Source organism: Flavobacterium cerinum (genome assembly GCF_024496085.1).
Classification (GTDB): Bacteria; Bacteroidota; Bacteroidia; order Flavobacteriales; family Flavobacteriaceae; genus Flavobacterium; species Flavobacterium cerinum_A.
The window spans coordinates 877,720-898,646 of sequence record NZ_CP101751.1; the positions used below are offsets into that span (position 1 = coordinate 877,720).

Genomic DNA, 20,927 nt, shown 5'->3' on the forward strand with positions numbered 1-20,927 from the left:
AAGAATTACGATGCCGGTGAAGTTGCTTTATCGGCATCGATCGTTTTAAAATCCTCATACCATTCCTGAACACTTGGGAAAATCATTTGGGAGGTTTTCTGAATCGGATTATAAAACAAAGAGTTGTCCATTGTTTCCTGCGAAAGGAAATAATTGTTGATGTTTATTTTCTGAAAAAGATTCAACAGAATGCTTAGGATCAGTGCCATTTTTAAGATTCCGAATACACCGCCTGCAATAGTGTTTAACCAACCCATTTGCGCAAAACTGGCAATTCCGGTAAATAATTTGGCCAATAGTATAATGCCTATTACAACCAGAATAAAGGTCAAGCCGAAAGCCGTAACTTCAATATATTTCGGATTCCAGGAAACATGATTTTCAATAACCGATCGAACCAGATGCGAAAATTTGATAGCTAGTATAATTCCGACAACAAGGGAAATCAACGAAGCGAAAGCAGTGAATAATCCCTGGCGGAAGCCTTGAATAAATCCATAAAGTAAAATAGCGGCGAGTAGAATGTCAAAAAAACTCATGAAGTATAGTGTAAAACAGCAAAGATAAAAGAAATAAGAAATGAGAAGAAGGAACTTAGTATCTTTGCGGCTTATTTTTGATGAAACACTTCTGTTAAGAAGTTAAAATATAAGCATATGTCAAGAGACGAACAATTAAAACAGCGTTGGGATACGCTTGTCGATATACTATCCAAACGTTTTGCCGATGGTGATATGTTGGATCTGGATGCCATCATTTATCTGATCGGTGTTCAGGAACTGGGAAAACTTAAAAAGAAATTCAAAAAAGACGAAAAGATCAATCTGATGCATATCGCGATCTGCCGTTTACTGGAGCCATATGGTTATTACGAATTTTCTTTCTTTGATGAAGACGGATGGCCGCACTACACCGTGAAAGAACAACTCCCGCCCTTAAAAGCAGGGGAACAATCGGTATTGATGAAAGAAGCCATAGTGAACTATTTTCTGGAAAAAGGAGTAATCGAATAAAGCATAAAAACAGACAAAAGGCACAATTTACCGGTAATTAATATGCAAAAAGCTATGGAAACTGAGTCCAAAATCCGTAAATTTGCCCTTTATTGACAGAACGATGATTGATAAGATTAAAGAATACATTGGTGAAGCGCAGGCTTTTACTACAGATAATAAAGAAACCCTGGAAACATTCCGAATTAAGTTCTTAGGAAGCAGAGGCCTTCTGAGAGACTTATTTGCGGAGTTTAAAAATGTTCCGAACGATCAGAAAAAAGAATTCGGACAGGTGATCAACCTGTTAAAAACGACAGCGGAAGAAAAAGTAAAATCCATTCAGGATGCCTTGGAAAGTAAAGAAGAGGCTAAAGGAATTTACGGAGATCTTTCCCGTCCGGGTGAACCGTTGGTTATTGGTTCGCGTCATCCGATTTCAATCGTGAAAAATCAGATCGTAGATATTTTTTCAAATATCGGATTCAACGTTTCAGAAGGTCCTGAAATTGAAGACGACTGGCATAACTTTACCGCGTTAAATTTACCGGAATACCATCCGGCCCGTGATATGCAGGATACGTTTTTTATTCAGACGAATCCGGATATCTTGTTGCGTACGCACACTTCATCGGTTCAGGTACGTTATATGGAAGGAAATAAACCACCTATCCGTACCATTTCTCCGGGACGTGTTTTCCGTAATGAAGCAGTATCATCCCGTTCACACTGTATTTTCCATCAGGTAGAAGGATTGTATATCGATCAGAATGTTTCGTTTGCCGATTTAAAACAAACCTTGTTATATTTCACAAAAGAAATGTTCGGGAAATCAAAAATCCGTTTGCGTCCGTCTTACTTCCCGTTCACTGAGCCAAGTGCAGAAGTGGATATCTATTGGGGATTGAAAACCGAAACCGATTACCGTATTACAAAAGGAACCGGTTGGTTGGAAATCATGGGATGCGGAATGGTCGATCCTAACGTTTTGAAAAACTGTGGAATCGATGCTGATAAATACAATGGTTTTGCATTCGGTATGGGAATCGAACGAATCGCAATGCTATTATATCAAATCGGAGACATTCGTATGTTCTATGAAAACGATGTCCGGTTTTTAGAACAATTCAAATCCAGCATTTAAAAATAAAAAGCGAATAGGTAACACTATTCGCTTTTACAATACTACCAATATCCCTTTAGCCTGTTTATTATTACGTCACAATGAAAAAAGACATCACAATCCCGAAAGTAGAAAATGTTTATGTAGCCGCGATCCAGGAATGGAACGATGACTTTATGGAGAATTCATGGTATGCCTATCTGATCAATGACAGTGATGTAAAACTTGAAATGGCATTAGTCGTTTCCAGAGCATACGGACAAATAAATGGGGAAGACCGTAAAACCGGAACGTTCCGACACGCTTTTAAAGAAGTGGAGCCGAACTCGGTTGTGAAAATCGAATTGTTGGAAAATAATGTACTGCAATTGAATAACGAGTTTATGGTAACCTATTTTCAAGATGGGAAATTATTCGATAAAACTTACGTATTCCGTACCAATACCATTAACGACAGAGCATTGGTCGATCTTCCGGTGTTGACAAAAAGAGGGATTTTAGGGAAGTAATTTCGCTACAGCTATTGGTCTGTTCGATAAAAATTTTCAACTTTATGGAAATTTTACAACACGACCGGAATGAGAAAAATTCTTTTTTGCCTCTTTTTACTTCAGACAGCTACGCTGTTTTCGCAAAAAAATAATTACGCACAATACGTTAATCCTTTTATCGGGACGGGTGGTCACGGCCATACTTTTCCTGGCGCTACTGTGCCGTTCGGGATGGTACAACTTTCACCGGATACCCGTATCGACGGAAGCTGGGACGGATGTAGCGGCTATCATTATTCCGATTCTGTTATTTATGGATTTTCCCATACACACTTAAACGGTACCGGTGTTTCCGATTTCGGAGATATCATGCTGATGCCCACAATGGGTGAGCCCAATCTAGATAATAGCCAGTACAGTTCTGTTTTTTCTCATAAAAATGAAAAAGCAACGGCAGGATACTACTCGGTTAAACTGGATAAACATAATATTGATGTCCGATTAACTACTACAACCAGAGTCGGATTGCAGGAATATACATTCAATCAATCCGGTAAAGCGAATGTTATTCTCGATCTGAATCATCGCGATAAACTTTTAATGGGTGAAGTTCGGGTAATTGATAACCAAACTATAGAAATACTGCGCAGAAGTGAAGCATGGGCGAGAGATCAGTATGTTTTTGCCCGAATTGTATTCAGTGTGCCGATGCAAATTACTACTATTCGCAATAACGGATTCGTCCGACCTAAAACTACCGATACCTTTTTTGCCGGTTCACAATTGGCCGTTAGTTTTTCGAAAGAAGTAAAAAAAGGAGAAAAGATTCAGGTAAAAGTAGCATTGTCGCCGACAGGATATGACGGAGCGAAAAAGAACCTGTTAGCCGAAATGCCCGATTGGGATTTTAATAAAGTAAAAGAACAGGCGGAAAAACTTTGGAATAAAGAACTATCCAAAATCGAAATTACATCTTCCGACAAAAATAAAAATACCATTTTCTATACCGCATTATACCACACCATGATGCAACCCAACATCGCTATGGATGTGGATGGCCTGTATCGCGGACGTGATAACCAGTTACACAAAGCAGAAGGATTTGATTATTATACCGTTTTTTCGCTTTGGGATACGTTTAGGGGAGCACATCCGCTTTACACGCTTATTGATAAAAAAAGAACGGCCGATTATATCAATACGTTTATTAAGCAATATGAACAAGGCGGACGTTTACCGGTTTGGGAGCTGGCGTCTAATGAAACGGATTGTATGATCGGATATCACTCGGTTTCGGTTATGGCCGATGCGATGGCTAAAGGAATAAAAGGATTTGATTACGAAAAAGCGTATCAGGCGGCTAAACATAGCGCGATGCTGGATCATTTGGGATTGGATGCCTACAAAAAAAATGGTTTTATCAGTATTGATGATGAACATGAGAGTGTGTCCAAAACGGTTGAGTATGCTTACGATGACTGGTGTATTGCACAAATGGCCATGTTGCTGAATAAAGTAGATGACTATCATTATTTTATCAAACGTTCCCAAAATTGGAAAAATATTTTTGACGATCAGACCGGATTTATGCGTCCGAAGAAAAACGGAAGATGGGACAAACCTTTTGATCCGAGGGAAGTGAACAATAACTTTACAGAGGGAAATAGTTGGCAATATTCCTTTTTTGTACCACAAGATGTACCGGGAATGATCGAAGCTTATGGAGGACAAGATAAGTTTGAAGCAAAACTGGACGAAATGTTTACAGCACCTTCTGCAACAACCGGAAGGGAACAGGTGGACATAACCGGTCTGATCGGGCAATATGCGCACGGTAACGAACCGAGCCATCATATGGCCTATTTGTATAATGCGATCGGAAAACCGGAAAAAACAGCAGAAAAAGTAAAGTATATTTTAGATACGTTCTATAAGAATACACCGGATGGTTTGATCGGAAATGAAGATTGCGGACAAATGAGCGCCTGGTATGTGCTAAGTAGTATGGGGATTTATGCCGTTACTCCGGGAATACCGGTTTGGAGTACTACGAAACCGTATTTTGATAAAATTATAATTCATCTGGAAGATGGAACTTCAAAAACCATCACCAAAAAAACAACAGCAGATACACTTAAAAATATCGGTTTGAATACAGACATTGTTGTACTGAATAGCAGTCCGAATGATCAGTTGGTTCCGGTTCCGGTTATTGAAGCTGATGGTAAGGCTTTTAAAGACAAGCAAACGGTAACGTTACAATCCGGTAATAAATCCGATAAATTGTTTTATTCCGACAGTTCGGATCCGCAAAAACAATTTCAATTGTATACAAAACCTTTTGTAATAACTAAATCGGCTACTATTAAAGCCTATGCTGAAAATAACGGAAGAAAGAGTAATACAGTAACAGCATCGTATTTTAAAAAAGAAAATAACTGGACAATTGCAATAGCTTCGAAAAATCATCCGCAATATCACGCCGGAGGTCCGGAAGGGCTTATCGATGGTATATTGGGAACGGAAAACTGGCGCAAAGGGGATTGGCAGGGTTATCAGGGACAAGATTTTGAAGCGGTAATCGATTTGAAAAAAGAGCAACCGGTTACAGAAATCAACGCTCGTTTTTTACAGGATAGCCGCGCCTGGATCTTAATGCCGGTTAAAGTGGATTATTATCTGTCGGATGACAATGTGAATTTTAAACCGGTCGCTTCTGTTGCCAATACGATGGAGGCAAAAAATACAGATGTAACGGTAAAATCGTTCAAAGCGTCACTAAAAAATAATAAAGCCCGATATGTTAAGGTTATAGCCCGATATTACGGGAAATTGCCCGAATGGCATCAGGGAGCAGGAGGAGAAGCTTATATTTTTATCGATGAGATTCAAGTGAAATAAAAAACACCTGACAGGTTTTAAAACCTGTCAGGTGTTTTCGTTTATATTGTTTCTTTTTACTCCTTAACCGGGAAAAGCAACGAGGCGATTACCGAAAGAACCAGAATACTGGCTACAATCATTAATGAAACAGGAGAGGAAATATGAAGGAACGGAGAGATAAGCATTTTAATACCGATAAAACTCAAAATAACGGCCAATCCATACTTTAAGCGACTAAACATATACATGAAGTTGGCTAGTAAGAAATAAAGCGCTCTAAGGCCTAAAATGGCGAAAATATTCGAAGTGTAAAGGATAAACGGATCGTTTGGTGCAATGGCGAAGATCGCCGGAATACTGTCAACCGCAAAAATAAGGTCCGTAAATTCGATTACAGCTACCACAACTAATAACGGAGTCGCCATTCGGATTCCGTTTTTAACCGTGAAAAATTTATCACCGTCATAGTTTTCGCTTACTTTAAAAAAGCGGTGGATAAGGCGGGCACCCGGACTTTTTGTAAAATCTTTGTCTCCGTCATCTCCGTCTTCTGCAAACCAGGATTTAATACCGGCTACAATCAGGAAGATACCAAAAATGGACAACACCACATTAATACTGGCTGCATGACCGAAAATCGTCATCTCCGGAAGATAGGTCATGTTAATTAATTCGACTCCGGTGAAAATAAAGATGGCTCTGAAAACCAATGCACCGATAATTCCCCAGAATAATACTTTATGATGCAGCTCTTTCGGAACATTAAAGAACCCGAAAACGAGGATAAACACAAAGAGGTTGTCTACCGATAAAGCCTTTTCGATCCAATAAGCCGATTGGAATTGGGTAAACTGCTCCAGACCCATAAAGTAATAAATAACGCCGCTGAATCCCATAGCAAGTGAGATCCATACAACAGACCAGATTAAAGCTTCTCTGTTGGAAACGACATGACTTTTTTTGTTGAAAACTCCGAGGTCAAGCAGCAGCATGACTAGGATGATAATTGAAAACGCGGTTAAAATACCCGGATGATTGATTAAATGGTCCATTACTATTATTTTTTTAATTTATGCGAAAATAAAAGTTCTTTTTTGCCCCAAGGGAAATCGATCTAAGTGGCTGTTTTTTAATGAGTTGTAAGCGTTTTTTTTGGCGGAAATAAAAGAGTGGAAAATAAAAAAAAAGAATTTAAAACAATGATAATCAGTATTTTAAATTCTTTTTTTGAAAGAAAAACCGGTATTTTTTCTTGGAACGGGTAAAAATGAAATTTTTTAATCTAATTTTTCCGTCAGTTTTTTAAATACTTTTTTAGGTTCTTTTCCTTCGTATAATATATCGTAAACAGCGTCAATTATAGGGGTTTTGGCTTTGTATTCTTCATTAAGCTTATGCGCACTTTTTGTAGCATAATAGCCTTCAGCGACCATACTCATCTCCATTTGTGCCGATTTTACCGTGTATCCTTTCCCGATCATGTTTCCGAACATTCGGTTACGTGAAAAAACAGAATAACCGGTTACCAGTAAATCACCCAGATAAGCCGAATCGTTAATATTACGTTTCATTTTATGCACTTTCTTGATGAATTTTTTCATCTCCCGAATCGCATTACTCATCAATAAAGCCTGGAAATTGTCGCCATATCCCAAACCATGAGCAATACCCGCAGCAATGGAATAGATGTTTTTTAACATGGCGGCATATTCGGTTCCGACAATATCATCGGAAATTTTTGTTTTGATATAATGGCTGTTCAGGTTTTTAGCCATCACTTTAGCGGTTTTCATGTCTCCGCAAGCTATGGTCAGATAGGATAAACGTTCTAAAGCAACCTCTTCAGCATGGCACGGACCGGTAATAACACCGATATTGTCATACGGAATATCGTAGGTTTTATGAAAATGTTCCCCTACAATTAAGCTCGTCTCAGGAACAATTCCTTTAATAGCCGAAAAAATGATCTTGTCTTTAAGACTAACGGTTAACTTTTCCAGTTCGCCGCTTAAAAAAGCCGATGGAATAGCAAAAATCACATAATCGGCATAGGCAACAGCCTCGTTAATATCGTTCGTTAAAATTAATTTATTGGTATCGAATTCAACAGAACTCAGGTAATTCGGATTGTGTCTGTTTTGTTTAATATGTTCAATGGCATAGGTACTTCTCATGTACCATGCTATTTCCGAAAGGTTTACACATAACATCTTTGCAATGGCCGTAGCCCAACTTCCCCCGCCTATTACTGCAAATTTTGGATGGTCACTCATTATCGTTTTTAGTTTGTGAATCCAAATGTACTTAAAAACATAGGAAGTACAAAGTATCGGCTATAAAAGTAAGCCGGACTGTTAAAATCAGCGTTATGAAACTGAAAAACAAAAAGTGGCATGTAAATTGGATAGCGTCTTGTAATTAAAACCCTGAATTATGAAAACGATAAAATTACTCTTAGTGTTATTGCTTGTTCCGATTGTGTTTTCATCGTGTACCGTTCGTTACAATGATGATTATATTGATGATGGATTGACGTTACCGCAATTAATGAATCGCTATGAATTATGGTATGTAGATTATGACCGGACGACCGGTAACGGAGATATTCCTTTTTTATCTCGTGCTTTTACGATTTCCTTTGCAAACGGAACGTTGTTTGCGAATAATAATCTTGTCGGAATCGGCTCAACCGGTAATGGCTATGGAATTAATGTTGGCTATTACGATTTCTATCCGGACGCCATCCGTTTTTTTCATAATGTTTACGGACAATATAATCTGGAAGTCCAACGGTTAAGTGCGAATGAAATCCGATTGTATGACAGAAGTCAGAATACATCCTATTATCTGGTAGGTTATCAGCGAAACGGTTTTGATTACAACCGATTGTTTTACGATAACATTTCTTATTTCTTACAGGAATATAAGGCTTGGGAAAAAGTATACACCAGTCAATATGGTGCTTTGAATGATTTCGACCGCGAAAATTTTGTTCAGTTTCTTTCATCCGGAAATAATTTCAGATCATCTCAGGATGCTTCCGGAACACCGGTTAATGCGATATATTGGGACTTTACAGGGCTTTACGGAATTTTTAATGTCCCGGGAAGACCCTACGAAAAAACTTTAACATTAGATTATGATTTCTGGGGCAATGAAGCCTTTAAATTGACCGTTATTAATGACAGTAGAATTCGATTGTTTCATCAGGCTTCGGGGACTACCTACGAATTTCAGGGAAGAGGATTTATCCAATATCTGAAAGAAGGCGGTATGAAGCGGGTGAAGCAAAATGAACTCAAGTTAAGTTAAGAATAAGTTACTATTTTTTGTTTTTGGTGAAGAAAGGCACTCCGGATTTAATTCAGGAGTGCCTTTCGTTTTATGGGTATTCCGATTGTTGTTAGTAGCTCATTTCAACAATTTCGCGAACTTTTTCCAAAGTGATGTTCTGACGTTCTCCCATCGCTTTCCATCCTCTTTCGTTAAAACGATCTACAATAAAATCGGCCGTCTTTTTATAGTCGGATGTATAGTTGGAAATCTTGGTGTCCATTCCCATTTTATGGAAAAACTGAACGGTTTTTTCGATAGCTTCTGTTGCTTTTTCTTCAACTGTAGTTCCGGATACCTTCCAGATACGTTCACCGTATTGTGCCAGTTTTTCTTTTTTAGTTTCAAACAAGGCGCGATACAAGTTCGGACCAATAATAGCTAACGTACGGGCATGGTCAATTTCGTATAAAGCCGTTAACTCATGGCCAATCATATGTGTCGCCCAATCCGTCGGAACTCCTTTTTGAATTAAACCGTTTAATGCCATTGTACAACTCCACATAAAGTTAGCTGCCAGTTTATAGTCGGTTGGATTTTCTACAACATCCGGTCCGATTTCGACTAAAGTTTGTAAAATTCCTTCAGCAATACGATCCTGTAATAAGGCATCGTGCGGATACGTCAGGTATTGTTCCATCACGTGTGTAAAGGCATCTACAACACCGTTTTGTAGTTGACGTTTCGGAAGTGATGCGATAACGGTAGGATCACAAATAGAAAATTTCGGGAATAATGCCGAACCGCCAAATGATAATTTTTCCTGAGTTTCATTAATCGTAATTACAGCACCGGAATTCATCTCACTACCTGTAGCCGGTAAGGTTAATACGGTTCCGAATGGTACTGCATTTTCCTTTATCAGTAATCTTTTGTGTAGAATTTCCATCGGATTTCCGTCAAAATGAACCGCCGCTGAAATGAATTTTACACCATCGATAACCGAACCGCCACCAACAGCTAAAATAAAATCAAGTTTTTGCTCACGAATAAGGGTTACCGCTTTCATTAAGGTTTCATAGCGAGGGTTCGGTTCAATACCGCCGAATTCTACGATTTCAAATCCTTGTAATGCATTTTTAACCTGGTCGTAAACACCGTTTTTAAAAATACTTCCACCACCGTAGGCTAATAATATTTTACTGTTTTGCGGAATTAGTTGGCCTAGTTTTTCTGTTTGCCCTTTTCCAAAAATTAAATTGGTCGGGTTATATAATTCAAAGTTTAGCATAGTATATTTTTTTAACAAAGGTATTTAACTCCACAGCGAATGAAGTTAATATAATGATAAATAAAACGGCATTTTATCGGTGATTTTATGAGTGTTGTCGATATAAAGTATTGGTTTTTAAAAGGTTGTGTTGTTATGCGTAAATTTGAGTATAACCAATTAAATACTTGATGATGAAGACAATAGTACGCACCCTGTTATTTTGTAGTGCTCTGTTTATGATGAGTGCCTGCGAAAATGAGCCGATGTCAAATGATGATGCGGCTGCTGCTAAAATAAGTCAAACGGAGAATGTTTCCTTTGATGTTTCTAATGCGTGTTATACAACCGATTTAATAGCCGGACAATATTATCTTGCCGGACATATTTATGTGACTATGGATGCAACGAAGGTGTATGTTACTTATAGTACGGTTGATAATTGGAGGATAAAAGGAACACATCTTTGTGTGGGAGATTGCAATAAGATTCCGCAAACGGGGACCGGAAATCCGATTCCGGGAAAATTTCCGTTAGCGACCAGTAATCCATCCGGAGTACAACAGGTTACCTTTACAATTAATAAATCAGATTTAGGGGATTGTTTTTGTGTTGCTGCACATGCTGATGTGTCCAGACCGGGGCAAAGTGAAACCGCATGGGCAAAAGGAGATAACTTTCCGGGAAGTAACTGGGCAATGTATTTTAGTTTGTGTAAATCCAATTGTGTGGACGAAGAACAACACTAAATTATTTTTTATAAAATAGATTATGATCGATGTATTCCCATACTTTGGACGGGAGCATCGGAATAATATTTTTCCCGTTTTTGATGTTATCCCTGATAAAAGTAGATGATAATTCGATTACAGGTGCTCCGACACGATGAATCTTAGGATGATTAATAAATTCACCGGAGATTATTTCGGAAGATATTCGCGGGTACACAAAAATATCGTGGTTTTGCAAAATCACCTCGTAGTTCTTCCATTTGTGAAGTGAATTCAGATTGTCTTCACCCATGATCAAGGCAAATTCATGGCTCGGATACTTTTCCTGTAAATGAGCCAGTGTATTTACGGTGTAATTCGGTTGCGGCAATTTGAATTCAATGTCGGAAGGCTTTATCTTATCGTATGTTTCGGTAGCCAGAAAAACCATTTGCAGGCGATGATAATCATCCAGTAAACTGCTTTTCTTTTTATGCGGATTATGCGGAGTGACTACCATCCAGATCTGATCCATATCGGTGTTTTCTGCCATATGGTTGGCAATAATCATATGACCGATATGAATGGGATTAAAAGTTCCGAAATAAAGCCCTATCTTCATTGATAATGGGTGTTGGAATTATTGTACAAAATCACGAACCAGTTCGTAAGCTTCCTGTTTTGCTGTGTCCAGATCGTAATTTTTAATGATTCTGTCAAATTGAGGTGCAGTTGCCAATTCTACTGAAGCTTTGGCAATACGCATATTGATTTTGTCTTCGCTCTCCGTAGAACGTTTTTTCAATCGGATTTTAAGTTCGTCTACACTTGGCGGTTTTACGAAAACGGCCAGAGTTTGTTCCGGGAATTTTTTCTTAATTCGTAAACCTCCGGCTACATCGATGTCGAAAATAACATTTTTGCCTTTGGCCCAGATCCGTTCTACTTCCGTTTTTAATGTGCCGTAAAAATTATCGCGGTATACTTCTTCCCACTCTAAAAAATCTTCCGCTTTAATGTGCTTTTTAAAATCTTCCAGTGACATAAAGTAATAATCGGTACCGTTAATTTCTTCTCCTCTCGGGGCACGGGAAGTAGCCGATATTGAAAATTCAAGGTTAAGATCTTCTTTTCCCAGTAGATGTCTGACAATTGTTGTTTTTCCGGAACCGGACGGAGCCGAAAAAACAATTAACTTTCCTCCTGTAGTCATGTGTTGTATTGTTGGGTACCGGTTTATAAAACGTTCAGTACTTGTTCTTTAATTTTTTCTAATTCGTCTTTCATCTGAACGACCAGTTTTTGCATACCGGCATGATTGGATTTGGATCCCATGGTGTTGATTTCACGACCCATTTCCTGCGTGATAAAACCAAGTTTACGTCCGTTTGCTTCTTTTCCGGATAAGGTTTCAAGGAAATAATCCAAATGATTGCCTAAGCGTACTTTCTCTTCGGTGATGTCCAGCTTTTCAAGATAGTAAATCAATTCCTGCTCAAAGCGGTTTTCATCAACGTTAGTTTGTAATTCGGCAATGGCATTTTGTAAGCGCTCTTTTATCAATTGAATTCTTTCCGGATCCAAAAGCAACGCTTGTTCCATAAACGAACGGATATTAGCAATCCGTAAGCGGAATTCTTTTTCAAGAGAAGCGCCTTCGTCTTTTCGGAAATTATTAATATTGATCAAGGCTTCATCGATTACCGATTGGATTCGCAGCCATTCATTTTCGTCGATTTCTTCTCTTTCTGTTTTTAGCGTATCCGGCATTCGAACGGCCATTTTCATTAGCTCTGTAGGATCGGCTTCCGGAAGGATATCACGCATCTGGCGAATATAAGCCTTTACAATCGGTGCATTTATCTTAGTAGAGGTTTCTTCTCCCGTCACTTCAATATACATCGAAAAATCAACTTTACCCCGTTCCAGTTGCTGAGCAATCTGATTGCGAAGTCCAAGTTCCATTTCGCGGAAAACAGAAGGCATTCGGACATTAAGGTCAAGTCCTTTGCTGTTTAATGATTTGATTTCTATGGTAATTTTCTTAGTTGGCAATTGCAAAGACGCTTTGCCAAAACCCGTCATCGATTGTATCATATAAAAATGTAATAGCTACAAATGTACTAAAAAGAGTTCAGTCTGTTAAAAAACTTAGTCAATGGCTTTTGTTATAACAGGTTTGTTCTTTTTTTGGGTAACAAGATATACGCCGGTAAAAATTAATAATGACGATCCTGTTTTAACCCAACTTAATTCGTCTTTGCCCATGCTAATTGCAAAAACAGATGCGAAAAAAGGTTGCAGGTAGATAAAAACAGCTACCGTAGTAGGTTTTAATTCCCGCATGGATAATAAGTTGAGAAGATAGGTTAAAAAAGTTGAAATAACAATTACAAAACCGATTTTCCAATAAATGTCAAACGGAATTGAAGGCCAGTCAATTGCGCGAAATTCCTGCCAACCGAAAGGAATAACCATGATAAAACCGAAAAGATAAATCCACTTAACAAAGGTATGCGGGCTGTATTTGTCCATTAGCTTTTTAACCAGAATAAGGTAAAACCCATAAGAAACAGCATTTACAAAAACCAAAAAGTTTCCGAGAGCGGCATTAGGAGCATTAACCATCGACCTTCCGTACAGAATCAGTAATAATGTACCGGCAAGACCGAGTAAGATACCCAGTATCTTTTGGCTTTGCATTTTTTCTTTCATTATAAAAGCCGATAATACCAGAACGATCATAGGAGTTGTTACCATTAATACAGCTCCCATTATAGGTGAAGTATAGCTTAATCCTTTAAAGAAGGTCAACATATTAAAAGCGACACCAAAAAAGGCGGCTGCAATAATTCTGGGGAAATCTTTTTTGTCGATTTTTTGTTTTTTAGCAGGATTCGCGAGCGCTATTCCGATGGCGGTTAGCCAGAATAATAGTGTGGAACCGCCAACGCGCATAAAAATAAAACCAAAAGGTTCAACATAAGCCGGCATTACGTCTTTTGCAACGGTAAATGTTACACCATAAATGATCGCCACCATCCAGGCAGCAATCAAAGCATAGGTTCGTTTGCTCATTTAGCTCAAAAAAGCAATGGCTGATTCCACTACTTTGGGACTGTTGCCAACAAACGCTTTTCCTTCAGCAATAATAACCGGACGATTTAAAAAAGTGTAATGTTCCAATATATAACGTTTGAAATCCGGTTCTGTTAAGGTTTCGTTTTTTAATCCCATCTCTTTATACAACTTGGCTCTTTTACTGAAAAGCACTTCGTAACTACCGGTTAAAGCGTGTATCTCTTCCAGTTGTTTTACCGTAATCGGAGATTCTTTAATGTCCTGAAGTGTAAAAGTGTCCAGATTAGGAAGTGATTTTAAAATACGTTTACAAGTATCACAGGTTTTTAAGTAGTATATTTTTCTCATAGTATATTGCGAAATAAATGAAGTTGCAAAATAACGACAAACCGAATAAATATTAAGTATAGTGTCCCATATTTAGTTAGTAAAAAGAACGTATTGTCGTTTTTTGAAAAAGACTTTTAGCTACATTAGCCAAAAAACAAAACATGAAAACAAGCTTTGAAATTACAAGAAAGAACCGTCAGAAGTTGTTGGATTTATTGCAAAACTGTAGCCTGGAACAGCTAAATAAAGTGCCGGAAGGATTTAGTAATAATCTGATCTGGAATATTATTCATACAGTAGTAGTACAGCAAATGTTGGTTTATAAACTGTCGGGATTACCGATGCAGGTTTCGGATGATATGGTGGAGAAATACAAAAGAGGAACCCGTCCGGAAGCGGATGTTACTATAGAAGAGGTAGAGCAGGTGAAAAATATATTGCTAAAGGTGATCGATCAGACAGAAGCCGATTATAATGCCGGAATTTTCCGGGAATACATGGAATTTGAAACAATGTCGGGATTTGTCATCACCAACGTCGAACAGGCTATTGAGTTTAACAATTACCATGAAGGGATCCATGCCGGCATTATGTTAGGCATCCGTAAATTTATTTAAGTATCAGGTATGATTTGATCGAATCATACGGTAATAGAAGTTCACGCGGACCGTCTACATATGGCGCAATTTCATAAGTGTTGTAATATAGTAGCAATCCTTTTTCGGAAAAAATATACGTTTCCGGAAGCTGGAAAACTTCATTTTCGAACATTAGCCCGTTTTCATTAATCGGGCTTTTGGCCGGAATGTTGAATTTCTCACGGAATTTCTTCTCGGCAAATGCTTTAAAGCCATTTTCGTCTTTCAGAAAGTCTTTTTTGGAAATTGTTTTTCCGGTGGAAGGACTTACGAATAGCGAACGAACACCGGCATATCCGTGTGCTCCTCCGGTAAAAGTATAATGGTTAATTGTGATGTTTATAAGGTTATCCGATTGATAAGCTACTTTTCCTTCAATTGTAGCTTCCCATGCCGGCATCGGATCATTCGGGAACTTAGCCTTAAGATCGGTATATGATTTTACGAATTTTTCCATTAAATCCGTATAATTTGAAGCGTTGTAAGGTTGCTCACCGAAATACACGATCTCCCGAACCGTTTTAAATACGGAGTTGTTAATGCTGTCTTCAACAACCGGGCTGTTTTCGGCAATCGGGACGTTTATTTTTACCGTTGTACAAGTAACAGAATCACAAGGCTTTTGACTCTGTTTTTCATAAGTGATATTTTCGAATTGTAATTCTTTTTTTTCGCAACCGGCGACTAAAAATCCGATGAGTAGAAAATAAATAAACTGTTTCATGGCAAAAATGTGTTAAGTAATATATAAAGGTACGGTTTTCTGTGTTGCCAACAGAAAATAAAAAGTAAATTTGCTTAGTTTACACGATAAAAATCAGAAAAAGAATATGAAATTTAATACAAAAGCTATACACGGTGGTCAACACCATGATCCGAGTACGGGAGCTGTTATGCCGCCTGTATATCAGACATCTACATATGTACAAACAAGTCCGGGTGTACCTTTAAATGAATATGAGTACAGCCGTGCTGCTAATCCGACAAGAACTGCGCTTGAAAATGCATTGGCCAGTATCGAAAACGGAACCCGTGGTTTGGCATTTTCTTCCGGACTTGCGGCAACCGATTGTGTTTTACGTTCGTTAAAAGCCGGCGATGAGGTGATTGCTATGGATGATTTATATGGCGGAACGTATCGTATGTTTACCCGTATCTATAAAGATTCCGGAATTGTATTCCACTTCGTAGATATGAATGATCTGGATAAATTTGAATCATTGATTAATGCGAATACTAAATTGGTTTGGGTAGAAACACCTACAAATCCGTTGATGAAATTAGCAGATATTGCGGCTATTGCCAAGATTACACAAAAGCATAAAATTATTTTTGCAGTTGATAATACCTTTGCTACGCCATACTTACAAAAGCCACTGGATTTAGGAGCGGATATTGTAATGCACTCAGCTACAAAATATCTGGGCGGACATTCAGATGTTATTGCCGGAGCATTAATCGTTAAGGATAAAGAGTTGGGAGATCAGTTGCATTTTCAACAGTTTGCAACCGGAGCGACTTTAGGACCTCAGGATTCATTTTTGGTTTTGCGCGGAATTAAAACGTTACACTTACGCGTACAAAGACATTGCGAGAACGGAGAGAAAGTAGCAGAGTTCCTTTTAAATCATCCGAAAGTAGACAAGGTGTATTATCCGGGATTGGAATCGCATCCGTTTCACGAAATAGCTAAAAAACAGATGATCGGTGGATTTGGCGGTATGGTTACGTTTACCTTTAAATCAGGTAAAAAGGAAGAGGCTATTGATTTCCTTGAGAAAGTAAAAGTGTTTACGTTGGCTGAATCGTTAGGAGGAGTAGAATCGTTAGCGAATCACCCCGCATTAATGACACACGCTTCCATTCCGGAAGATAAACGAAAAGAAATCGGAATCTCTGATGATTTGGTTCGATTAAGTGTTGGAGTAGAAGATATCGATGATTTGATTGAAGACTTAAAACAGGCTTTAGCTTAAATAAAAAATACAGACATAAAAAAACTGGGATTAAATTATCCCGGTTTTTTTGTAGAATATTGTTTGTGCGTGATCAGTTAATTTTGAAGATTAATTAAGATAATAGATATAACCTACGTTTAACCATACTAACCAGTCATTGTGTTTGTTTTCCGGGTACAATCTCGGATCCGGATTTAAACCGTCTACCCAGTTAGAGAAATAATATTGAAAACGAAAATCGACCATTAAATCAGACAATTCGGTAAGTTTATATCGTGTTCCTACGCTTGATACGATTGACCAGGTGGTTCCGCTATCGTTACGAACGGCATCAATATATTTAGTGGGTGTTACATTTGGATTGGTTCCTAAGTTTGGTCCTAATTCGGAATAAGCTTCTGTTGTAAAATAATTAAAATGCGCTCCTAAACTAATAAACGGTGCCCAGGCTCCCGGAGTTACAGAGAAATCACGGATACTAAGTGGATAATATTCTAATTGCATTCCCAAATCCGTTACGGCTGTAGAACCGCGCATTCCTCTTAGCTGTTTAGCCATAGTCGATTGACGACTGTCTTCTACCCATTTACCAAAATGTTTTAATTTGGTTTTATTATAAGATAATTCAGATCTTAATTTGAAATGATCATTAAAATAAGTTTCCGGAGTATAACAGCTACAGTCAGCTCTGTAAGAAAAATTCAGATAGTGTATGATCCCGATTCCATACCCGGAATTTCCGGCATCGGTACTTAAATCGCTTCTTTCTCCATAATCAGATTGGAAAGCTACAGGACCTGCTATAACTCCTATCTCGTGAGAAAAACCAAATTGAGCTTTAACAGGAGTGATGGTTCCCAAAGCCAGTATAAAAAGTAGGAGGAGAATTTTTCTTCGCATTTTTAACTAAAAGGTATAACTTTTCCTGACAAATATATAAAAACATAATTTCATTGTGATAAAAAAAAGCGATATATTGAAAATATAATCGATGAACGGAAAAAAACTTTTTTAGGAAATCGTTGAAAGTCGAAACACCGCGGATAAGTAGCATACAAAAAATAAAATAATTGCGTTTTAGTCTATATTTGTAAATCAATCTGACGATTAATGAAAAAAACATTATATATCATTTTTACACTACTGTTTACAACCCCATTTTTGGCACAACAAAACCAACTTTGGAGAGGTTTTTTCTCCTATGCTGAAATTACGGATATTGCTGCAACGCCTATACGGGTTTTTGCAACTTCAGAGAATGCTGTTTTTTCTAAAAGTCTGATAAATAATGAGCTGAAAACAACTACGTCAATTAACGGGTTTAAAGCGGAGACGATTACAGCGATGCATTTTAGTGTTACTCGTAATAAAACATTTGTAGGTAATGATAATGGATTGCTTTTAGTCGTTAATGAAGCAGACGGAAGCGTTTTTAATGTTGTAGATATTGTAAATAAACCGTCTATCGCACCGAATAAGAAAAAGATCAACCATCTTTATGAAAATGACGGGAAGCTTTATATTTCCTGTGATTTCGGATTATGTGTGTATAATCTGGCAACTTCGGAATTTGGTGATACCTATTTTATAGGTCCGGCCGGACAGGAAGTGGAAGTGTTGCAAACAGCAGTCTACAATGGTTTTATTTATGCGGTAACCCGAAATAACGGAATCAGAAGAGCGAGTGTAGCCAATCCCAACTTAGTTGATTTTACACAATGGCAGGAATTTGATTCCGGTAGTTGGTTGGGTGTGGTAACATTAAATAACCGACTAATGCTGGCGAATTCCAATAATCGAATTTATAGTTATACGAATGCTGCTATTCAGGAAGTGTACACAACAGTGCAACCGGCTGTGGATTTTAAAAGTTTTAACGACAGGTTGGTCTATACTTCAGCTAATCACGTATATGTTTTTGATCCGGCAATGGTACTATTGTCGCATATTACCCAAATACCGGATATCACGACAACATTTACCTGTGGTGTCGCTGCGGGTAACAATATTTTTATCGGCACAAAAGACAAGGGAATGTTTAGTACATCGGTGAACAATAGTATGACCTTTGAAAATAATACGCCAAGTGGTCCGGTACGAAATAATATTTTTTCACTAAAAAAAGCACCGAGCGCACTTTGGGCTGTTTATGGTGATTATAACCGGTACTATAATCCCTATCCGTTGGACGCATACGGAATTAGTAAATTTGTAGAAGGAACCGGTTGGTCACTGATTCCGTATGAAGAATTAAGCGGAGCCAAATCGTTAAGTAGGATTGCTGTAAATCCGAACAATGAAAATCAATTGTATGTAAGTTCCTATTATTCCGGACTTTTAAAAATAGAAAATAATGCTCTGGTAATACTCTATACGCAGCTTAATACCGGAACAACCGGATTAGAATCGTTACCGCCACCTAATAATAATGATATCAGAGTAAACGGACCTGCTTTTGATAGAAGAGGGAATATTTGGATGACGAATAGTTTGGTAGCAAAAGGGCTTAAGGTTTTAAAAGCCGATAATCAATGGGCGTCCTATGATTTGACTAATGTGATTGCAAATCCGGAATCAGAGAATTACGCACCGCTTATTGTTGATAAGAATAATACAAAATGGATTCCGTCGCTGAATAACGGATTGATCGGATTTAACGAAAATTACGGAAATAAGTTTATTGTAATTAAAACCGGAACGGATAGCGGAAATTTACCGGATAATGATGTTAGAACGGTTGCTGTGGATACCCGAAACCAACTTTGGATCGGTACCAATAAAGGATTGCGTATTCTGCCAAGTGTAGATCGTTTTTTAACGGAAACGACACTAACGACAAATGCGATTATTATTCTGGATGATGATTTAGCTCAGGAGTTATTTTATCAACAGGTAATATTGGATATTGCAGTTGACGGATCGAATAATAAATGGGTGTCGATAGCCGGCGGAGGCGTTTTTCAGGTGTCACCGAACGGACAAAGTGTACTGCATAAATTTACAAAAGAAAATTCCCCTTTACCCAGTAATAATGTTAATGATATAGAGATTGACGGCGTAACCGGTGAAGTTTTTTTTGCAACGGATAAAGGGTTGGTTTCTTTTCAGGGAACGGCAACCAAAGCCAATGAAAATCTGAATAATGTGTATGTGTTCCCGAATCCGGTTCGTCCGGGATTTGAAGGAGAAGTCAACATTAGCGGATTGATCGATAAAGCAAATGTCAAGATTACCGATATCGAAGGGAATCTAGTTTTTGAAACGACTTCACAAGGCGGAACCGTGATGTGGGATACGCGTGCCTTCGGGAAATATAAAGTAGCTTCCGGAGTGTATATGATCTTTATCTCATCAGAAGACGGATCCGAAACAAAAGTGAAAAAAGTGATGATTATTCGTTAATCAAAAAAACGAAAATCCATATCCTATCATGCTTGTAAAAACCAAAGCAATCGTATTAAGTGCGATAAGATTTCAGGAAAAAAGTCTTATTGTAAAATGTTTTACCCAATCAGACGGGTTAAAGACCTATTTTGTACAAAGCGCCTTTTCCGGAAAAAAAAGCAATCAGAAAATAGCCTATTTTCAACCGTTGACCCTGTTGGAAATTGAAGCCAGTCATAAAAATAAAGGAACACTGGAACGTTTTAAAGAAGTGAAACTTGCAACGCCCTATATTTCTGTTAATGTTGATATTATAAAAAGTACGATTGTACTTTTTGTGTCCGAAATGCTTCATAATTGTATCAAGGAGGAGGAGCAGAATGAAAACCTGTTCTCCTTTTTAGAAACAGCACTACTTTGGTTGGATAATCACGATGAGGTAGCTAATTTTCATTTGATGTTATTGATGGAAATGACAAAATTCCTGGGGTTTTATCCCGATGTTTCGAATGATGAATTGGCCTTTTTTGAAATGATAGAAGGGATGTTTGTTCCTTTTCACGGAATCAGTTGTCTCACCGAACAGGAAACCCTGCTGTTTAAAAAGTTAAAAGACCTGAAGTTTGATAGTAATCAAAAGGTTTTTAACGGAAAAGAAAGACAAACCTTACTTAAAATACTACTCGATTATTACGCCTTTCACTTCGACGGATTCAAAAAACCAAAGTCACTTGAGGTATTGAAAGAAGTTTTTCAGTAAAAAACAATAAAAAGTCCTTGTAAACCATCTATTT

General features: G+C 37.9%; 21 protein-coding genes. 10 read left to right on the forward strand and 11 right to left on the reverse strand.

The window, feature by feature from the left end:
- Positions 1-5: 5 nt before the first annotated feature.
- Positions 6-539, reverse strand: coding sequence for a CvpA family protein (locus tag NOX80_RS04050; RefSeq protein WP_256552044.1), 534 nt, complete (start codon positions 537-539; stop codon positions 6-8).
- Positions 540-656: 117 nt separating this feature from the next.
- Here NOX80_RS04050 and NOX80_RS04055 point away from each other — a divergent pair, with 117 nt between their 5' ends.
- The 4 genes from NOX80_RS04055 (at position 657) to NOX80_RS04070 (ending at position 5,507) form a co-directional block, all read left to right on the forward strand.
- On the forward strand, positions 657-1,013 hold the full coding sequence (locus NOX80_RS04055; RefSeq protein WP_256552045.1) for a hypothetical protein: 357 nt from the start codon (positions 657-659) through the stop codon (positions 1,011-1,013).
- Positions 1,014-1,116: 103 nt separating this feature from the next.
- Positions 1,117-2,136 (forward strand): phenylalanine--tRNA ligase subunit alpha, encoded by a 1,020-nt coding sequence (gene pheS / locus NOX80_RS04060; RefSeq protein ID WP_256552046.1) that lies wholly within the window; start codon positions 1,117-1,119, stop codon positions 2,134-2,136.
- Between the two features lie 80 nt (positions 2,137-2,216).
- Positions 2,217-2,624 carry a hypothetical protein gene (locus NOX80_RS04065; protein WP_256552047.1) on the forward strand — a complete coding sequence of 136 codons (408 nt, stop codon included), beginning with the start codon at positions 2,217-2,219 and terminating at the stop codon, positions 2,622-2,624.
- A gap of 69 nt (positions 2,625-2,693) precedes the next feature.
- Positions 2,694-5,507, forward strand: coding sequence for a GH92 family glycosyl hydrolase (locus NOX80_RS04070; RefSeq protein ID WP_256552048.1), 2,814 nt, complete (start codon positions 2,694-2,696; stop codon positions 5,505-5,507).
- Between the two features lie 56 nt (positions 5,508-5,563).
- Here the strand turns inward: NOX80_RS04070 and NOX80_RS04075 are convergent, their stop codons facing one another.
- Positions 5,564-6,541: a TerC/Alx family metal homeostasis membrane protein gene (locus NOX80_RS04075; RefSeq protein ID WP_256552049.1), complete on the reverse strand. Its 978-nt coding sequence runs from the start codon at positions 6,539-6,541 to the stop codon at positions 5,564-5,566.
- Positions 6,542-6,766: 225 nt separating this feature from the next.
- A complete protein-coding gene (locus tag NOX80_RS04080) occupies positions 6,767-7,762 on the reverse strand; it encodes an NAD(P)H-dependent glycerol-3-phosphate dehydrogenase (protein WP_256552050.1) in 996 nt (331 codons plus the stop codon).
- 160 nt (positions 7,763-7,922) lie between these two features.
- Here NOX80_RS04080 and NOX80_RS04085 point away from each other — a divergent pair, with 160 nt between their 5' ends.
- Positions 7,923-8,801 carry a nicotinic acid mononucleotide adenyltransferase gene (locus NOX80_RS04085; RefSeq protein ID WP_256552051.1) on the forward strand — a complete coding sequence of 293 codons (879 nt, stop codon included), beginning with the start codon at positions 7,923-7,925 and terminating at the stop codon, positions 8,799-8,801.
- 91 nt (positions 8,802-8,892) lie between these two features.
- On the opposite strand, the gene NOX80_RS04090 is transcribed toward NOX80_RS04085, so the two are convergent.
- The gene (locus tag NOX80_RS04090) at positions 8,893-10,053 is read right to left on the reverse strand and encodes an iron-containing alcohol dehydrogenase (protein ID WP_256552052.1); all 1,161 of its coding nucleotides are present in this window, start codon (positions 10,051-10,053) and stop codon (positions 8,893-8,895) included.
- A gap of 170 nt (positions 10,054-10,223) precedes the next feature.
- Here NOX80_RS04090 and NOX80_RS04095 point away from each other — a divergent pair, with 170 nt between their 5' ends.
- On the forward strand, positions 10,224-10,781 hold the full coding sequence (locus NOX80_RS04095; RefSeq protein ID WP_256552053.1) for a hypothetical protein: 558 nt from the start codon (positions 10,224-10,226) through the stop codon (positions 10,779-10,781).
- A gap of 1 nt (position 10,782) precedes the next feature.
- On the opposite strand, the gene nadD is transcribed toward NOX80_RS04095, so the two are convergent.
- The 5 genes from nadD to NOX80_RS04120 are packed head-to-tail and all read right to left on the reverse strand — an operon-like array spanning position 10,783 to position 14,171.
- Complete coding sequence (gene nadD / locus NOX80_RS04100) at positions 10,783-11,364, reverse strand: nicotinate (nicotinamide) nucleotide adenylyltransferase (protein WP_256552054.1); 582 nt, start codon at positions 11,362-11,364, stop codon at positions 10,783-10,785.
- 18 nt (positions 11,365-11,382) lie between these two features.
- Positions 11,383-11,955, reverse strand: a complete 573-nt coding sequence (gmk, locus tag NOX80_RS04105; RefSeq protein ID WP_256552055.1) for a guanylate kinase — start codon at positions 11,953-11,955, stop codon at positions 11,383-11,385.
- Positions 11,956-11,978: 23 nt separating this feature from the next.
- On the reverse strand, positions 11,979-12,839 hold the full coding sequence (locus NOX80_RS04110; protein WP_256552056.1) for a YicC/YloC family endoribonuclease: 861 nt from the start codon (positions 12,837-12,839) through the stop codon (positions 11,979-11,981).
- Between the two features lie 54 nt (positions 12,840-12,893).
- Entirely contained in the window at positions 12,894-13,820 is a 927-nt protein-coding gene (locus NOX80_RS04115; protein WP_256552057.1) for a DMT family transporter, read from the reverse strand.
- Positions 13,821-14,171: an arsenate reductase family protein gene (locus NOX80_RS04120; RefSeq protein WP_256552058.1), complete on the reverse strand. Its 351-nt coding sequence runs from the start codon at positions 14,169-14,171 to the stop codon at positions 13,821-13,823.
- 143 nt (positions 14,172-14,314) lie between these two features.
- Between NOX80_RS04120 and NOX80_RS04125 the strand changes: the two genes are divergently transcribed.
- Complete coding sequence (locus NOX80_RS04125) at positions 14,315-14,770, forward strand: DinB family protein (protein ID WP_256552059.1); 456 nt, start codon at positions 14,315-14,317, stop codon at positions 14,768-14,770.
- On the opposite strand, the gene NOX80_RS04130 is transcribed toward NOX80_RS04125, so the two are convergent.
- Complete coding sequence (locus tag NOX80_RS04130; RefSeq protein ID WP_256552060.1) at positions 14,763-15,515, reverse strand: DUF3298 and DUF4163 domain-containing protein; 753 nt, start codon at positions 15,513-15,515, stop codon at positions 14,763-14,765. The genes NOX80_RS04125 and NOX80_RS04130 overlap by 8 nt on opposite strands.
- 70 nt (positions 15,516-15,585) lie before the next feature.
- Here NOX80_RS04130 and NOX80_RS04135 point away from each other — a divergent pair, with 70 nt between their 5' ends.
- The gene (locus NOX80_RS04135; RefSeq protein ID WP_256552061.1) at positions 15,586-16,767 is read left to right on the forward strand and encodes a cystathionine gamma-synthase; all 1,182 of its coding nucleotides are present in this window, start codon (positions 15,586-15,588) and stop codon (positions 16,765-16,767) included.
- Between the two features lie 90 nt (positions 16,768-16,857).
- Here NOX80_RS04135 and NOX80_RS04140 read toward each other — a convergent pair whose 3' ends face one another.
- Positions 16,858-17,649 carry a THC0290_0291 family protein gene (locus NOX80_RS04140; RefSeq protein ID WP_256552062.1) on the reverse strand — a complete coding sequence of 264 codons (792 nt, stop codon included), beginning with the start codon at positions 17,647-17,649 and terminating at the stop codon, positions 16,858-16,860.
- 210 nt (positions 17,650-17,859) lie between these two features.
- Between NOX80_RS04140 and porZ the strand changes: the two genes are divergently transcribed.
- Positions 17,860-20,151, forward strand: a complete 2,292-nt coding sequence (gene porZ / locus NOX80_RS04145; RefSeq protein WP_256552063.1) for a type IX secretion system anionic LPS delivery protein PorZ — start codon at positions 17,860-17,862, stop codon at positions 20,149-20,151.
- 28 nt (positions 20,152-20,179) lie between these two features.
- Positions 20,180-20,893, forward strand: a complete 714-nt coding sequence (recO, locus tag NOX80_RS04150; protein WP_256552064.1) for a DNA repair protein RecO — start codon at positions 20,180-20,182, stop codon at positions 20,891-20,893.
- The last annotated feature ends 34 nt before the right edge of the window (positions 20,894-20,927 follow it).

Coding starts and splice junctions, on each gene's coding strand:
- NOX80_RS04050 (WP_256552044.1), bottom strand. CDS start 539: ATGAGTTTTTTTGACATTCTACTCGCCGCTATTTTACTTTATGGATTT.
- NOX80_RS04070 (WP_256552048.1), top strand. CDS start 2,694: ATGAGAAAAATTCTTTTTTGCCTCTTTTTACTTCAGACAGCTACGCTG.
- NOX80_RS04115 (WP_256552057.1), bottom strand. CDS start 13,820: ATGAGCAAACGAACCTATGCTTTGATTGCTGCCTGGATGGTGGCGATC.
- nadD (WP_256552054.1), bottom strand. CDS start 11,364: ATGAAGATAGGGCTTTATTTCGGAACTTTTAATCCCATTCATATCGGT.
- NOX80_RS04130 (WP_256552060.1), bottom strand. CDS start 15,515: ATGAAACAGTTTATTTATTTTCTACTCATCGGATTTTTAGTCGCCGGT.
- NOX80_RS04080 (WP_256552050.1), bottom strand. CDS start 7,762: ATGAGTGACCATCCAAAATTTGCAGTAATAGGCGGGGGAAGTTGGGCT.
- gmk (WP_256552055.1), bottom strand. CDS start 11,955: ATGACTACAGGAGGAAAGTTAATTGTTTTTTCGGCTCCGTCCGGTTCC.
- NOX80_RS04120 (WP_256552058.1), bottom strand. CDS start 14,171: ATGAGAAAAATATACTACTTAAAAACCTGTGATACTTGTAAACGTATT.
- NOX80_RS04055 (WP_256552045.1), top strand. CDS start 657: ATGTCAAGAGACGAACAATTAAAACAGCGTTGGGATACGCTTGTCGAT.
- NOX80_RS04075 (WP_256552049.1), bottom strand. CDS start 6,541: ATGGACCATTTAATCAATCATCCGGGTATTTTAACCGCGTTTTCAATT.
- NOX80_RS04090 (WP_256552052.1), bottom strand. CDS start 10,053: ATGCTAAACTTTGAATTATATAACCCGACCAATTTAATTTTTGGAAAA.
- NOX80_RS04095 (WP_256552053.1), top strand. CDS start 10,224: ATGATGAAGACAATAGTACGCACCCTGTTATTTTGTAGTGCTCTGTTT.
- NOX80_RS04085 (WP_256552051.1), top strand. CDS start 7,923: ATGAAAACGATAAAATTACTCTTAGTGTTATTGCTTGTTCCGATTGTG.
- NOX80_RS04140 (WP_256552062.1), bottom strand. CDS start 17,649: ATGCGAAGAAAAATTCTCCTCCTACTTTTTATACTGGCTTTGGGAACC.
- recO (WP_256552064.1), top strand. CDS start 20,180: ATGCTTGTAAAAACCAAAGCAATCGTATTAAGTGCGATAAGATTTCAG.
- porZ (WP_256552063.1), top strand. CDS start 17,860: ATGAAAAAAACATTATATATCATTTTTACACTACTGTTTACAACCCCA.
- pheS (WP_256552046.1), top strand. CDS start 1,117: ATGATTGATAAGATTAAAGAATACATTGGTGAAGCGCAGGCTTTTACT.
- NOX80_RS04125 (WP_256552059.1), top strand. CDS start 14,315: ATGAAAACAAGCTTTGAAATTACAAGAAAGAACCGTCAGAAGTTGTTG.
- NOX80_RS04065 (WP_256552047.1), top strand. CDS start 2,217: ATGAAAAAAGACATCACAATCCCGAAAGTAGAAAATGTTTATGTAGCC.
- NOX80_RS04110 (WP_256552056.1), bottom strand. CDS start 12,839: ATGATACAATCGATGACGGGTTTTGGCAAAGCGTCTTTGCAATTGCCA.